Raw genomic sequence first — 15278 nt, forward strand, 5'->3', positions numbered from 1 at the left:
TTTCCCTTGTCCGAGTCGAATCGCTCCATCCCATCCTCGGAACAGCCGAAGGGTCAACCGAAGCGCCGCTCCGCCGCGGTCTCCAGAGGAACGCCCACCGCGAAGCGGTCCGCCGTCGCGTCGGCCGCCCGCAACGGAAGCAAGCCCGCGACCGCCACCCAGACCCGCCGACCAAAAGGGGCGCGCCCCAAGGAGCAAATCTCCGAGGCCGAACTCCTCGCTCCGCTCAGCCAGCCGATCAAGCGAACCAAGACGACAACGCTCTATCGCCTGGGCATGGTCTTGGTCGCGGTGACGTTCGTCCTGCTGGTGATGATCTACCTCGCGATCATCGCGGCGACTGCCTACGGGGTCTACTACCACACGGTCAACCATTGGTCGATCATCAACCCCGGTCCAGGTAGCTCAAGCAAGGGCCTCAAAGGGCAGGTCTTCCTCTACTTCGTGCCGATCGTCGTCGGGTGCGCGGTGGTGCTGTTTCTCATCAAGCCGCTCTTCGCCCCGAAGGCGAAAAAGCCGGTCTCGCTCACGCTCCCGCGAAACAAACATCCGCGACTCTACGCCTTCGTCGAGGCCCTCGCGGTCACCGTCAACGCCCCCATTCCCCGTCGGATCGACGTCGAGATGGAACCGAACGCCTCGGCTCGGTTGAAAGGGGGACTCGCCGGCTTCCTTGGCAACAAGCTGATCCTCTCGATCGGGCTGCCGTTGGTGCGGGGGCTCAGTTTGCGGCAGTTGACCGGGGTCCTCGCCCACGAGTTCGGCCACTTCTCCCAAGGGGCGGGCATGAGGGTGACGTATGTCATCCGCGTCCTGAACCACTGGTTCGCTCGCGTCGTCTACGAGCGGGATCACTGGGACGAGTGGCTGGTACACTATTCCTCGCACGGCAGCGCGATCTCCTTCTTCTGCGTGACGATTCGGGGCGTCGTCTGGGTCAGCCGCTGGATCCTCTGGGGGCTGATGATGGTCGGACACGCCGTCAGCGGGTTCATGCTTCGCCAGATGGAGTTCGACGCCGATCAGTACGAAATCCAGATCGCCGGCAGCAAAGCCTTCGGCGAGACCGCGCGCGAACTGCGGCTCTTGGGATTCGCCTTTCACAACGCGCAGTCGGACCTCAACGACGCGTGGCACGACGGCCGACTCGCCGACGATCTCCCCGCCCTGATCATGGCCAATCGCGAGGAAATCGCGGAAAAACCCGATGCCGTCGAAAAGATCAACGCTCTCATGGACGAAGCCAAGACAAGTATCTTCGACACCCATCCGAGCGATCGCGAACGCAACGCGAGAGCCGACGAAGCCGACGCCGAGGGCATCTTCACGCTCGATCTGCCGGCGACGACCCTCTTCGCCGACGTCGATCGGCTTTGCCGCAGCGCGACCTTCACCTACTACCGGACGCTCCTCGAGGATCCCATGGGGGGACCGCGCCTCTCCAAGGACCAACTCGTCGACACCGCGCTGATCACCCGCGAGCAACGCGAACGCGCCGACATGAACCGCGCGCTCTACCGCTATTTCCAGGGAAAACTCCTCGACGAGTTCCACTTCTTCCTCCAGATGAAGGAAATCCCCGTCCCGGACGTCCCCAAGGAGACCTCCCAGGAGGTCGCTCGCGGCCGCAAGAACATGCAAGCGCGACTCGACAAAGTCGCCGAGGCCTCCAAACGCTACGGCGAGGCCCGCAAGCAGTTCCTTCTCGCCAGCGCGGCGTTGACGCTCATCAAGCTGAAACACCCCATTCGGGCGAAGGACTTCGAGCTTGAGGGAACCAAGGCCGAGAATGCGCGCGCGGCGATCGCGATCGCCGAGGAGGACCGCGATCGCGCGCTCAAGGTCATGGATCGCTTCACCGACTACGCCCGCATGCGGCTCGGCAACGCGCTGAGCTTGCTCCAGCTTCCGGCCCTGCGTCAGCGTCTCGAGGACGGCGACACCATCTTCGAACGTTGCGAGGAGCTTGTCGCGCGATTGGCGAAACTCGAAGAGTGCTGGCTCGACGTCGACGAACTTCACGCGAGCAACACCGAGTACTACATCATGCTGGCGTGCGCCCAGGACCAAGACGTCACTCAGAAGTACATCGCCAAACTCAAGGCCCATGCCCAGTCCCAGTGGCGGCTCTTGCATCGCATCAAGAACACCCTCAACGACGTGCCCTATCCTTTCACTCACGCGGAAACCGACATGACGATCGGCAAGCAAGTTCTGCCCGTCGTTCCCGACAAGGACGATTTCGGGGGAATCTACCAGGCGGCCGATTTCTCGTTTTCGTCCCTCGACACGCTTTATTTCCGCCTCATTTCCGCCCTTGCCGCTTATGCCGAGAAGGTCGAAGGGGCAATCGGCTTGAAGCCATGGGAAGATCCCGTCGACGACAAGGAGAGCAAGTCCGAAGCGAGCAGCGCGAAGGCCTAGACGTCTCGCGGAGGAACTCCTCCGCATCGAAACGTCGCGATGTGGTCAGGTGGATCAGTTCCTTCGCCCCAGAACGACATATGCTTGAACGGGGAGATGGCGCCGCTACGACAGGTCGGTACTCGATGGCGGGCCAACACAGGAGGTTCACGTGGCGGGCGACCCCAACGAGTTCGACCACGGGCACTCTTCCAGGGAGGAAGGCGACAGCGACGAGGAACGCTCGTTGACCGGTCACCGCAAACGTTCCATGCTCGGAGACTCGACGCTTCTCTCGCTCGTCGAGAAGCTACTCACCCCCGCTTGGGAAACCGCCGCCGAGCGTCTCCGCGCCGCGGGCAAGGACGCCGAGCCCGCCCTCCTCGCGGGCCTGCACGATTCCCGCTTCCTGCAACCGAAACGCGACGTTGACCATGTCGTGGCTCCCTCTCCGCTGAGCCGGCTGCTCGGCGTGGTCGATCTTCGCTCCCCCTTCGTCGCCGAGCGCATCGAAGCGCTCACGCGCCATCCCGACGACCGCATTCGCTGCGTGGTGGCCGAATGGCTCGCGAAGCTCGCCCAGCCACCTTGCGTCGAACCGCTGCGCCGACTCCTCAACGACCCCTCGGGGACCGTCCGCTCGGCGGCGATCTGTTCGCTCATCTCCTCGTTGAGCGCCGAACGGGGAGCGCCCTCTTTCTTCGACGCGATCTTCGACACGCTTAGCGAGCGTGTCCGCATCCGCGATGAAGGAGTTTCGACCTGCATGATGCTCATCGATCGGCAGCGAGCGATCGAGGCACTTCGTCAGCGGGACCTCCTCCACCCGAATCATCCGGAGATCTACTCCGTCCTCGAGACCTTGCTCGAACACCGCGTCCTGATCGAGGAAGCGACGCTACGCGCGTTGGCCGAAGCCCTGCGCCAACGCGAGGGTCATTGGACGCGGACGCGGGCGTTGGGAACCGCCCTTCGGATGGCCGCCCTGGCCGGCCACGCCTGGGCCGAACCGTTGATCGCCTCTTCGCTCGCGTCTGAAGACGTCGATCAACGGCTCCTCGCCGCCGAGGCCCTCTGCGCGTGGCACGGAATCGAGGACCTCCATCATGCGGTCTTCGAGATGCGCGACGCGGTTGGCTTCGACGGACTCTCGAAGCCGCAGCGCGACGTTTATTGCCTCTATGTTTGGGACGCGGAGGTCAAGACGGGAGGGATCGCCCAGTTCTTCGGCAACGATCTCGGCGGGCACGCGCGCGACGTCCAAGCGAGTTTTGACGCTGTCGGGGCCGGCGCCGCGGGACGGATCTTTCAAAAGGCATGCGCCGCCTTCGGGCCATCCGGCCCGCCCGAGGACCTAACCGATCGTCAACTCGCCATGCTTTCGCTCGCCGAGACCCAAACCGATTGGAAGGATCTCTCGCAAGAGTACATCACCGACCCCGATCACATCGAAGTCCTCATCGCCAAGTACGCCATTAGCCATCGTGACGATTTCGTATGGTCGCGAGACGCAAACGATTGACACAAGTTCGTTCACACCACCGAACATCACGAGCAAGCGTGGCGGGTTGTCGGTGCAACGAACCTGGGTTACTCACGGCAATCGGCTGTTAGAGAACCCCTCCGGGGTTCGGTGAATGGGTATTTCCCCTACCCAGGGTGCGCGAGGCGCGACCCTGGGCTTCATTAGTCAATGCCTTCGGCATAGGGAATGAAGGCAAACCGAACGCACCTTGGGCCCCGTTTCGTTGTCGACGACGCTTTGCACTTCTTTGGAAGAGGGGATCGAACACAACATAGATCCAGAGCAGCCCAGCCAAATGTGAGCAACCCTGGTCAGAAGCGAACATCCTTCAACGTATGCGAACCTCCCCGCCAAACGTGCGATGCATTGGCGGCGATGAATCATCACGTGTACGATGGGCTTCTCAAGAACAACGCCTTTCCCAACGATGGCATTGGTGCGAACGATGATGTCACGCCAAACAACGGTATTGTTGCGAACGACGGTGTTGTTGCGAACGAAGCTGTTGTTGCGAACGATGGTGTTGTTGCGAACGAAGGTGTTGTTGCGAACGATGGTGTTGTCGCGAACAACGAAGGCGTCACGGGCGATGACGTCTATTCGAACGGCAACGCCGTTCTCTAATGAAGCCCAGGGTCGCGCTTCGCGCACCCTGGGTGGGCGTTCACACGATCCACCAACCCCTGCGGGGTTGTCTACCGGAGGCATTAACGTGGGCCAATCGCTGGTTGAGATCTACGTTCACCTCATCTGGTCAACCAAGGAACGAATACCGTTTCTCAACGACAACTACCTCAGAAACCAGCTTCATGCCTACCTCGCGACCGCGTGCCGATCGCGCGATTCTCCAGCTCAAATCGTGGGCGGCGTGGAAGACCACGTCCACCTCCTGTGCCGCTTGGGGAAATCGACGGACATCGCCGCGCTCGTTCGTGACTTGAAACGCGAAACGTCGAAATGGATCAAGAACGCCGATCCACCCTGCGGGGACTTTCAATGGCAACAAGGATACGGGGCGTTCTCGATCAGTCCGTCGCATTTGGACAAACTCACCCAATACATCGCCCATCAAGAACAGCACCATGAAACGCTATCGTTTGAGGATGAGTTTCGGCGTCTCTGCGTGAAATACCGGATTGAGATTGATGAGCGGTATGTCTGGGACTAGGCGTTAGAGAACCCCTCCGGGGTTCGGTGAATGGGTATTTCCCCTACCCAGGGTGCGCGAGGCGCGACCCTGGGCTTCATTAGTCAATGCCTTCGGCATAGGGAATGAAGGCAAACCGAACGCACCTTGGGCCCCGTTTCGTTGTCGACGACGCTTTGCACTTCTTTGGAAGAGGGGATCGAACACAACATAGATCCAGAGCAGCCCAGCCAAATGTGAGCAACCCTGGTCAGAAGCGAACATCCTTCAACGTATGCGAACCTCCCCGCCAAACGTGCGATGCATTGGCGGCGATGAATCATCACGTGTACGATGGGCTTCTCAAGAACAACGCCTTTCCCAACGATGGCATTGGTGCGAACGATGATGTCACGCCAAACAACGGTATTGTTGCGAACGACGGTGTTGTTGCGAACGAAGCTGTTGTTGCGAACGATGGTGTTGTTGCGAACGAAGGTGTTGTTGCGAACGAAGGTGTTGTTGCGAACGAAGGTGTTGTTGCGAACGATGGTGTTGTTGCGAACGATGGTGTTGTCGCGAACAACGAAGGCGTCACGGGCGATGACGTCTATTCGAACGGCAACGCCGTTCTCTAATGAAGCCCAGGGTCGCGCTTCGCGCACCCTGGGTGGGCGTTCACACGATCCACCAACCCCTGCGGGGTTGTCTACCATCACGCCAACGACTTGACCGTTTCGCGAACAATGGTACGGAGCTTGGGTTCGGCGGCGTTGGCAACTTCGATCACCTCCTTGATGTCGACCGGATGCAGCGCGTCGGGCAGACACATGTCGGTGATGATCGAGAGACCGAGACAACGCATCCCCGAATGAATCCCGACGAGGACCTCGGGCACCGTCGACATGCCGACGACATCGGCGCCGATCGAACGGAGGAAGCGATACTCGGCGCGGGTCTCGAGGGTCGGACCGGCGACCGCGACGTAGACCGCTTTGTGCGCGACGATCTTGTTCTCCAGCGCGATCGACAGCGCCCGGTCCATCAGTTCCCGGTCATACGGCTCGGAGAGATCGGGGAAACGCGGGCCGAGCCGCTCGTCGTTCTTTCCAATCAGCGGGTTGTTGCCCATCAGCCCGATGAGGTTGATGTGATCCTCGATGACCGCGATATCGCCCTTGGTGTGCTGCGGGTTCATGCCGCCGCAGGCGTTGGAGACGATGAGGTAGTCGCAGCCGAGGGCTTTCATCACCCGCACGGGGAAGGTCAGCTCCTTCATGGAGTAGCCTTCGTAGTAGTGGAAGCGCCCCTCCATCGCGACGACGGTCGTGTCGCCGAGTGTCCCACAAACCAAGCGACCGGCATGGCTTTCGACCGTCGACTCCGGAAAGTGCGGGATCTCCTCGTAGGGGATCCGTTGCTCGGCATCGACTTCGTCCGCGAACCCACCGAGGCCGGTTCCGAGGATGATCCCGACTTTCGGTTTCCCCGTCCAGCGCGACCGGATCGCTTGTTCGGCGGCGTGAATCTTCTCGTAGAGTTCCATCATTGCGTCTTCCTTTCGCCGTCGGGCCCGTCGTCATTGCCTCGCGTGCGGGCCTGGTTGTCCTCTTGCGTCGCCGTTTTCCACGTCGCGCCCCCCGTTGTCCGAGAGAGACATGGTGGAGGACGGCATTGCTTCCGCATTTTGGATTCGCGGAGAAACCTCAGGGGAGAAGCCCCGACCCCCTTTATCTCCCCCTTGGACAAGGGGGAGCACTTTTGGGCACTCCCTGATGAACAGGGGCGAGCACTCTTGCTCCCCCTCCTACAAGTGGGAACACTGAAACATCCCCCCTTTGTCCAAGGGGAACCTCTTTTCATCCCCCCTCGTCCACAGTCCGTACAGGGGGGAAAGAGGGGGGTCGGCACCGCGTCGCTCGGACTCAAGTCCGCCGTCAGGCAACCCCTGGCTTGCTGGCAATTTCGATCAAGGATATAGTTGTACGAGGAGCGTGGTTAGGATCATCCCTAACCAACGACCGTTTCCGACTCGCCAACGTTCGCGAACGTCCGCTCGTCGGTCAAGCGATGTCCCCGCGGGGGGAGCCATCGCCCTGATCGCGATCGCGTTTGGGAGCGAGCCAACAACCCTCGACGGATGGACCCGTTGAGCCCCAGCCCTGGGTGAGGGGCGGAAAGCGGTCGCAAATTCATGCCCGTTTGAGAGAGCATCGCACAACGCATCGACAACGCATCGGTTTCGGAGAACACCGGCATGCCGCAAAAGAATGTGGTCAGTCTACTACTCGTCGCCGTTATTGCCGTCTTCTGTTGGCAAGCGGCCCAAAGCGCCCCACGTGAGGATCAAGACGCCGAACTCTATCGCCTCTTCGTCGACGCCTTTGAGCATGTCGACCGCAACTACGTCAAGGGAGTCGATCGACGCAAGCTCATGGAAGCGGCCATCAACGGCATGCTCGGCGAGCTCGATCCCTACTCGAACTTCATCGACCAGAGCCACTATCGCCAGTTCGATCGCCAAACGAGCGGCCAGTTCGGCGGCATCGGCATCCAGATCTCCGAAAAAGACGGGATTCTCACCGTCATCAGCCCGCTTGTCGGCACGCCCGCCTACGAAGCCGGGGTCCTCGCGGGCGACCGGATTCTCGAGGTCAATGGCGAGAGCATCCGCGGCATGCCCCTTCGCGATGTCGTCAGCCGACTGACCGGGCCGGAGGGGACCGACGTGACCCTTTCGATCCAGCATCGCCCCTACGACAAGGAGCCCAAGGAGGTCACGCTCAAACGGGCGATCATCAACATCGAAAGCGTTCTGGGCGACTCCCACGACAAGAACGACGCGTGGGACTTCATGCTCGATGACGACAACAAGATCGCCTACATCCGGCTCAACGCTTTCACCAAGCAGACCGCCGAGGACTTGACCGAGGCGCTCAAGGAACTTGAGGCGGAAGGCATGAAGGGGCTCGTCCTCGACCTGCGCTACAACCCGGGTGGCCTGCTCGAGTCCGCGATCCAGATCTCCGATCTCTTCGTCGATGAGGGCAAGATCGTCAGCACCAAGGGACGCAACACGATCGAACGAAAGTTCTTCGCGAAGAAGGACGGCACGCTCGATGAGTTCCCGATGGTCGTCCTGGTCAATTCGAGCAGTGCCAGCGCCAGCGAGATCGTCGCCGCCTGCCTGCAGGACCACCAGCGGGCCATCGTGGTCGGCGAGCGGACCTGGGGCAAGGGGAGCGTTCAGAACGTGATCGAGCTCGAGGGGGGCAAGAGCGCCCTGAAGCTCACCACCGCGAGCTATCGTCGGCCCAACGGCAAGAATATCCATCGCTTCCCCGACAGCGACGAGGAGGACGAATGGGGCGTTTCGCCGAACGATGGCTTCTTGGTCGAATTCTCGCCGGAGGAGCACCGATCCTATTTCCGCGACCGCCAGAAGCGCGATCGTGTCCTCGGCAAGCGTTCCGAGCTGATCAAAGCCAATGGCGATGACGGCAACGCCAAGGAAGAGGACAACGGCGACGACGAGGCCAAGCCGTTCGAGGATCGCCAGCTCAAGAAGGCCCTGAGCTACATTCGCGAGCAATTGGGGGAGGAAAAGGGCAAGGACGGCGCCCCCAAGGAAGAGGCCACGGACAAAGCCGACACCGAGAAGAAAGACGCGGAGGCGACGGCTGACGCCGCCGAGACCGACTGACCATCCGCGCCGACCATTCCATGCGGATCCTCGCGATCGAAACGACGTGTGACGAGACGGCCGCGGCCGTCTTCACCGACGAGCCGAGGGTCCTTTCGAGCATCATCGCGTCCCAAAGCGATCTCCACGCCCGTTTCGGCGGCGTGGTGCCGGAGATCGCGTCGCGCGCCCATCTCTCGCAAGTCCTTCCCGTCGTCGACGAGGCCCTTCGTGAAGCCGAGTTGACGCTTGAGGATCTCACCGCGGTCGCGGTTGCGTACACGCCGGGGCTCATTGGAGCGATCCTCGTTGGACTTTCAGCCGCGAAGACACTGGCGATGGTGCTCGGCCTCCCGCTGATCGGGGTCAATCACCTCGAAGGGCACATCTACGCCTGCCAGCTTCATCACGACGAGGATGTCTTCCCGTGCATCGGTCTGGTGGTCAGCGGCGGGCACACCAACCTCTTCTACTGCCAGGGGCCGACCGACTTCCAGCTCATCGGCTCGACGATCGACGACGCGGCGGGCGAGGCCTTCGACAAGGTCGCGAGCATCCTCGGTCTGGGCTATCCGGGCGGGCCGGTGATCGAGAAAGTCGCCCGGGCGGGCAATCCCAAGGCCTATCGTTTCCCGCGTACCTTCCTGCGCGAGGACCGGCTCGACTTCAGCTTCAGCGGGCTTAAGACGGCGGTGCGCTACCTGGTCCAAGGACAGAATGCCCAAGACGCCCACCGGATCCCAGGGGAGCAGGAGGCTGCCGACGTCGCGGCCAGCTTCCAGCAAGCGGTAATCGATGTCCTCATCGGAAAGTCGCGCCAAGCTCTTTCCAAACATGGGGTTAAGACGCTCTGTGTCGGTGGGGGCGTCGCCGCCAACGGGGCGCTGCGCTCGGCGCTCGAGCAGATGGCCGCCGAGGAAAAGATCACCCTCGTCGTGCCGCCTCTCCGTTGGTGTACCGACAATGCGGCGATGGGAGCGGTCGCGGCGGAACGGCTCCGTCGTGGAGAATCGGACCCGCTCGATCTCGACGCTGGCGGCGGCTTGGTACGAATGGCTTGAGGGAGGCGGCAGGCCAACCCTCCAGTCGCCCCAACCGTCAAAATGCACATCTTGCGGAAAATAGGAGGGAAACACGTTCGAGGATGTTATCGGACGTAACCTTTATCGCTCGCGCGAGTTGCCAAGGCACTCGGCCCCAATTTCCGTCCACTCCTCATGAAATCACCGCGTCGCTTGGTTGATCCGCCGGCGACCTCCCATAAACCCGTCCCTTGGTAGTCGAACCTAGGGCACCCCAACGTCGTCGTTGGGTGCGAAGCCAGAAAGAGATGGATGTACCTTTCGCCCCGTTTCTCAAGGGTCTACCATCTCCTTGCCTCTTCGAGTTCGATCCGTCAGGACTGACGACGCGATTGGCGGTAGTCAGGCGATTCCAGCTCGCCCAGATTGTCCGGCTGATCGCGTTCAGCACAAGGGCACGCGATGCTCGTGCTAGATGCCCCTTCGTTGGCCGCCGCGCTTCCGATGGACAAAGCGATCGCCGCCACGATGCACGGTTTTCGCTCCAATTTCGGCGAGAATGCGTTCGATTCTGACGAAATTGGCCACGATTTGGTCGATTTCCGGGCCAAACAGGAGCAGTTTCGCGCCTTAGGACTCCGTTTGGTCACACTCGCGACCCAGAATCCAGCCGGCGAACCTCCCCTGGTCCGCGCACTCGTCGTCGCGGTCGATCGCTCGAGCAACGAGATCGTTGCCACCCTCGACGGTCCCTCCTTGACGGCGATCGCAGCGGGAGCCCGTTCGGGGCTGGCGACCGATCTTCTCGCCGAAGCGACCAGTTCCGTGGTCGCCCTCCTCGGACCGCGCGACATCTCCCTGGCGCAACTCGCGGCTATAACATCGGTTAGAGCTATCTCTCACGTGTCGATCCATGGATCCTCTCCGTCGGAGTCGAACGCGACGCTGGCCGCGGCCAAGGCGATGGCAAACGCTGCCTATGAGGTGCGAATCGCCAGCACTCCCGCCGAGGCGGTCGCGGACGCCGACATCGTTTGCGTAGCCACAACTTCTTCAACACCCTTGTTTTGCGATGACGAACTCAAGCCAGGCGTCCACATCAATGCGTTCGGATCCCGAACCCCGACTCGGCGAGAAGTCCCTTCGGAAACCGTTTGCAAATCAATAGTTACGGTTGATACTCGTCCCGGTGCCATGGTGGAGGCCGGGGACTTGCTCATTCCAATGGAGGAGGGACTCATCGGCCATGACCATATCCACGCCGACCTCGCTGATCTTCTCCACGGGCGGGTGGTCGGCCGAACGTCGCCTGGGCAAACGACGCTGTTCAAGTCGGTCGGTGTCTCGGCGCAAGACCTGATGATCGCGGAACTTGCGTTGACTAGGGCCCGATCGCTTCACCTTGGACACCGACTCGACTTCGACGATATCCATCACAGATAACAAAAGAAAGACTTACGTCGCACGAGTTGCTTCTGAAGGAAACCGGATTGCGGCCGCTCGCACATCTGGTATCCCTCGGCCCCCGGATTGGCCGGCACAAGACCGCCGAGGAGCCTCATGGAGCAGTCATCAACTCGCGCATCTCTCGTCACCAACTTGGGATGCGTCGCCCTCATCATCGCGGTGGCATTGGTCCCGCGACTAATCGTCCTCAACCGAACCGTCGCCCCGTGCCGCGATGCCTTCAAGTACATCGATGCCGCCCAAGTCCTCTCGGCGGGATGGACGTCCGAACGTCTGCAATCGCTTCCGATTCACTTCCTCTACCCGGCGTGCCTGGAGAAGGCACATGCGGGCCTGAACCTAGTTGGGATCAGCGGCCCGCGGTCGTGGGTGATTGCCGGGCAGTTGGTCAGCCTCACCGCCTACCTGGGTTTCCTGATCGTCGCGTTCTTCGCGGGACAGCGGCTTTGGAACACGAGAGTGGCGTTGCTTGGATGTCTCGCGGTGTCGATGGTGCGCCGAGAGATCGTCTATTCCGTCGACGTGCTCAGTGACACGCTCACGGCACTCTTGTGGATGGCCAGCTTCGCGGTGATGGTTCACGCTTGGCGTGGCGGCCGCTCCTTGAGTCTCCTTTCCGCCGGCCTGTTCGCGGGGCTGGCGTACTGGTCGCATCTTGGGGCCCTCATCATCCCGTGCGTCTTTGTCGCCTCGCTGACAGTGACTCAGCTTTGGCCCGCGTGGCGGATGCCGTGGAAGCGTGCCGGCGCGATGGCGATGTCGTTTGGCGTCAGCTACGCCCTCACCCTCGGCCTCTTTGTCCAGTTGACTGGATCGCTCTCGCCGAGACCCGCAGCCCACGACATTCTCGGTGCCGACCTCGCGATGACCGAAACGACGGCCGCGTCGGAGACAGCCCCCCTCGCGGTTCCGATCGCCGAGCCTCCCGCCCCCGCTCTGGCACCGACGATGACGCTGGCGGCTTACGAGGGACAGACCGGCTACGAACGACTCGGCTTGCTTGGCTCGGCGTGGCTGGTGCTCAAGGAACTCGGCTCGGAAACGAAGGTCTGGCTTCTCTTGCTCGCGGTGTGGGCCCTGCTCGATCGACGAGGGAGCAAGCTCTCGCTCCCGGCGGGCACCCTCGTCCTGTTCAGCATCCTGGGCACGACGGCGATGCTGATCTACCTGAAGATGAAGTGCGGCTATGTCGCCGGTCGCTATGGTTTGGCGATTATGCCGCTGATCGGCATGTTGGGCATCACCGGCGCCGAAGCGATCGTTCGTCGGCTGCAGGATCTCCCCCCCCTGCCGTGGGAGAACGGCGGCCCTCCCGGCAAGCGGCTCGCGTGGGCGCGTATTTCGATGATGATCTTTGTCGGGATCGCGGTGGGAACGACCGCGAAGGGATGGTTCGAGCCACTTCATGTCGGTTGGCACGGCCACATGAGCGCCGCCCGCTGGATCGCGGAACACACCGACGGCACCGATGTCATCTTCGATCCGGTCGACTACGCCGGCTTCTTCGCGGATCGTCCCCGCTGGAAGCCGTCGACCCAGTCCTCGGGGCCACTGCCGTGCCGCTACGCGATCGTCGAACCCGAGCGCGTGGGGCGTTTCGATCCGACCACGTATGAAGCGATTCGTCACGTCGCACGCATTGGACGACCGGTCGCGAGCTTCCCACGCAAGCCGGGAAGTTCCAAGGACACGGTTGTCGTCGTCGAGCTACCGATTCCGCCGAACAATCTGTCGCAACGATGACCGCCAATGAAAAGAGCCGGAGCGATTGCCCCGGTTCTTTGGTGATTCGGGAATGATCGGGGCAAAACCAGGACTGCCATGCTCATGACAGTCGCGGCCAACGTTCCTAGTAGACTTGGCTTGGGGTTCTTGATGCTCCCCCTTGTATGGTTGATCTACCAACACAAGAGAGTGTAGAGGATCATACGATGGGGAGGGCTGCTTCTCCACGCTCCCCTTCGTACGATCCGCACATTCGGAACGACCCCGGCAGGGACAACCTTGGTCCTCGTTTCCATAGACTGCGAAAAAAGGCTCGTTCTCGGTCCGATTTGGCACCCCGCGGATAACATGTTCCCATGAAGACACTCTTGGTCACCGGCGGTTGCGGCTTCATCGGCGGTTGCTTCGTCAGGCAAGTCCTCCAGCGCGACGACGTCCGCGTCGTCAACCTCGACAAGCTGACGTACGCGGGAAATCTCGACTCGCTCACGAGCGTCGCCGACAACCCACGCTATCACTTCATCCATGGTGACATCGCCGATCCGGAACTCGTCCAACGCATTTTCCGCGAGCACACTCCCGTCGGGGTCGTCAACTTCGCCGCCGAGTCGCACGTCGATCGCTCCATTGATGGCCCGCGCGAGTTCATGACGACCAATGTCGGCGGCACACTCGAACTGCTGATCGCCGCCCGCGCCCACTGGGACGCTCTCGTGGGGCAGCCGCGCGACGACTTCCGCTTCCTGCACGTCTCGACCGACGAGGTCTTCGGCTCGCTCGGTCCGACCGGCAAATTCCAGGAGACGACGGCCTACGCGCCCAATTCGCCCTATTCAGCCTCGAAAGCGGCGGCCGATCACTTCGTCCGCGCCTTTCATCACACGTACGGCATGCCGGTCCTGACCACCAATTGCAGCAACAACTACGGGCCCTTCCAGTTCCCCGAGAAGCTCATCCCGCTGATGGTCCTCAACGCCGTCGAGGGCAAGTTCCTGCCCGTCTACGGCGACGGCAAGAACATCCGCGACTGGCTCTACGTCGAGGATCACTGCCGCGCCATCGCCCAAGTGCTTGAGGCGGGCACGCCCGGCGAGGTCTACTGCATCGGCGGCAACCAGGAGCGCAACAACCTCGACGTCGTCGAGACCATCTGCTCGATCGTCGACGAGTTGCGGCCCGACCTCGCCCATCGCCCCTGTCGCTCGCTGATCAAGTTCGTCACCGATCGCCCTGGGCACGATCGCCGCTACGCGATCGACACCGGCAAGATCGAAAAGGAGCTCGGGTGGAAACCGCTCGAGAACTTCGAGTCGGGGTTGAAAAAGACGGTCGCTTGGTATCTCGATAACGCCAAGTGGGTCACCCGCGTCCAGTCGGGAGACTACCAACGGGAACGACTCGGACTAGCGGAGTAGTCAGCATGAGCGCGTCGACAGGTTGTCAGAAGGGGATCATCCTCGCGGGAGGTTCGGGCAGTCGGCTTTGGCCGGTGACGCTCGCGATGAGCAAGCAGCTCTTGCCGGTCTACGACAAACCGATGATTTACTACCCGCTCGCGACGCTGATGTTCGCGGGCATTCGCGAGATCCTGCTGATCTCGACGCCGACCGACATTGGCAACTTCGAACGGCTGCTCGGCGACGGCAAGCGCCTCGGCATCTCGATCCGCTACGCGGTCCAGCCCCATCCCGGCGGTCTGGCCCAGGCCTTCATCATCGGCCGCGAGTTCGTGGGTAAGGATCACGTCTCGCTGATCCTCGGCGACAACATCTTCTACGGGCAAGGTTTTCGCCGGATGCTCGACCAGGCTTCCGAACGGAAGGACGGTGCGACCGTCTTCGCCTATCCGGTCAAGGATCCCGAGCGCTACGGCGTGGTCGATCTCGATGACGACGGCAAGGCCCTCTCCATCGAGGAGAAGCCAAACAAGCCGAAGTCGAATCTCGCGGTGACCGGTCTTTACTTCTACGACAACGACGTCCTCGACATCGCCGCGAACTTGAAGCCATCCAAGCGCGGCGAGCTAGAGATCACCGACGTCAACAAGACCTACCTGGAACAGGGCCGGCTCTTCGTCCAGCCCTTCAGTCGCGGCTTCGCGTGGCTCGACACCGGAACGCCCGAGTCGTTGCTGCAAGCCGCCAACTTCGTCGAGACGGTCGAGTCGCGCCAGGGGCTTCGTGTCTCCTGCATCGAGGAGATCGCGTTCCATCGCGGTTTCATCGACGCCGAGCAACTCCTGGCGCTGGCGAGCGAGTACCGCAACGCCTATGGGGCCTACCTCGAGGAAGTCGCTCGGCACGGCCACTGAGCACTCTCGCCCTGCCC

12 protein-coding genes are annotated in these 15278 nt (G+C 61.8%); 11 read left to right on the forward strand and 1 reads right to left on the reverse strand.

Annotated elements, in window-relative coordinates:
• Positions 1–6: 6 nt before the first annotated feature.
• The 5 genes from Pan216_RS27700 to Pan216_RS28670 all read left to right on the forward strand — a co-directional run bounded on the left by Pan216_RS27700 (position 7) and on the right by Pan216_RS28670 (position 5692).
• Positions 7–2424: a M48 family metallopeptidase gene (locus Pan216_RS27700; RefSeq protein ID WP_145263422.1), complete on the forward strand. Its 2418-nt coding sequence runs from the start codon at positions 7–9 to the stop codon at positions 2422–2424.
• Between the two features lie 151 nt (positions 2425–2575).
• Positions 2576–3925 carry a DMP19 family protein gene (locus Pan216_RS27705; protein ID WP_145263423.1) on the forward strand — a complete coding sequence of 450 codons (1350 nt, stop codon included), beginning with the start codon at positions 2576–2578 and terminating at the stop codon, positions 3923–3925.
• A 390-nt stretch (positions 3926–4315) separates the two neighbouring features.
• Positions 4316–4552 (forward strand): hypothetical protein, encoded by a 237-nt coding sequence (locus tag Pan216_RS28665; RefSeq protein WP_419193080.1) that lies wholly within the window; start codon positions 4316–4318, stop codon positions 4550–4552.
• Positions 4518–5096, forward strand: coding sequence for an IS200/IS605 family transposase (locus Pan216_RS27715; RefSeq protein ID WP_419193081.1), 579 nt, complete (start codon positions 4518–4520; stop codon positions 5094–5096). The genes Pan216_RS28665 and Pan216_RS27715 overlap by 35 nt, the downstream gene beginning before the upstream one ends.
• A 305-nt stretch (positions 5097–5401) precedes the next feature.
• Complete coding sequence (locus Pan216_RS28670) at positions 5402–5692, forward strand: hypothetical protein (protein ID WP_419193082.1); 291 nt, start codon at positions 5402–5404, stop codon at positions 5690–5692.
• 77 nt (positions 5693–5769) lie between these two features.
• On the opposite strand, the gene Pan216_RS27725 is transcribed toward Pan216_RS28670, so the two are convergent.
• Positions 5770–6603, reverse strand: a complete 834-nt coding sequence (locus tag Pan216_RS27725) for a purine-nucleoside phosphorylase (protein WP_145263431.1) — start codon at positions 6601–6603, stop codon at positions 5770–5772.
• A 708-nt stretch (positions 6604–7311) separates the two neighbouring features.
• On the opposite strand from Pan216_RS27725, the gene Pan216_RS27730 reads away from it, so the two are divergent.
• The 6 genes from Pan216_RS27730 (at position 7312) to rfbA (ending at position 15261) form a co-directional block, all read left to right on the forward strand.
• Positions 7312–8757 (forward strand): S41 family peptidase, encoded by a 1446-nt coding sequence (locus Pan216_RS27730; RefSeq protein ID WP_145263433.1) that lies wholly within the window; start codon positions 7312–7314, stop codon positions 8755–8757.
• Positions 8758–8777: 20 nt separating this feature from the next.
• A complete protein-coding gene (gene tsaD / locus Pan216_RS27735; protein WP_145263435.1) occupies positions 8778–9797 on the forward strand; it encodes a tRNA (adenosine(37)-N6)-threonylcarbamoyltransferase complex transferase subunit TsaD in 1020 nt (339 codons plus the stop codon).
• Positions 9798–10220: 423 nt separating this feature from the next.
• Positions 10221–11201, forward strand: coding sequence for an ornithine cyclodeaminase family protein (locus Pan216_RS27740; RefSeq protein WP_145263437.1), 981 nt, complete (start codon positions 10221–10223; stop codon positions 11199–11201).
• 117 nt (positions 11202–11318) lie between these two features.
• A complete protein-coding gene (locus tag Pan216_RS27745) occupies positions 11319–12968 on the forward strand; it encodes an ArnT family glycosyltransferase (protein WP_145263439.1) in 1650 nt (549 codons plus the stop codon).
• Between the two features lie 338 nt (positions 12969–13306).
• The gene (gene rfbB / locus Pan216_RS27750; protein ID WP_145263440.1) at positions 13307–14365 is read left to right on the forward strand and encodes a dTDP-glucose 4,6-dehydratase; all 1059 of its coding nucleotides are present in this window, start codon (positions 13307–13309) and stop codon (positions 14363–14365) included.
• 5 nt (positions 14366–14370) lie between these two features.
• Positions 14371–15261, forward strand: coding sequence for a glucose-1-phosphate thymidylyltransferase RfbA (rfbA, locus tag Pan216_RS27755; RefSeq protein ID WP_145263442.1), 891 nt, complete (start codon positions 14371–14373; stop codon positions 15259–15261).
• Positions 15262–15278 lie beyond the last annotated feature (17 nt).

The sequence above is a fragment of the Kolteria novifilia genome, from assembly GCA_007748055.1.
Taxonomy (GTDB): Bacteria; Planctomycetota; Planctomycetia; order Kolteriales; family Kolteriaceae; genus Kolteria; species Kolteria novifilia.

Bases quoted from the DNA above. Each gene is read 5' to 3' on its own strand.
- rfbB (WP_145263440.1), top strand. From the start codon at position 13,307: ATGAAGACACTCTTGGTCACCGGCGGTTGCGGCTTCATCGGCGGTTGC.
- tsaD (WP_145263435.1), top strand. From the start codon at position 8,778: ATGCGGATCCTCGCGATCGAAACGACGTGTGACGAGACGGCCGCGGCC.
- Pan216_RS27745 (WP_145263439.1), top strand. From the start codon at position 11,319: ATGGAGCAGTCATCAACTCGCGCATCTCTCGTCACCAACTTGGGATGC.
- rfbA (WP_145263442.1), top strand. From the start codon at position 14,371: ATGAGCGCGTCGACAGGTTGTCAGAAGGGGATCATCCTCGCGGGAGGT.
- Pan216_RS27740 (WP_145263437.1), top strand. From the start codon at position 10,221: ATGCTCGTGCTAGATGCCCCTTCGTTGGCCGCCGCGCTTCCGATGGAC.
- Pan216_RS27725 (WP_145263431.1), bottom strand. From the start codon at position 6,603: ATGATGGAACTCTACGAGAAGATTCACGCCGCCGAACAAGCGATCCGG.
- Pan216_RS27730 (WP_145263433.1), top strand. From the start codon at position 7,312: ATGCCGCAAAAGAATGTGGTCAGTCTACTACTCGTCGCCGTTATTGCC.
- Pan216_RS27715 (WP_419193081.1), top strand. From the start codon at position 4,518: ATGACGTCTATTCGAACGGCAACGCCGTTCTCTAATGAAGCCCAGGGT.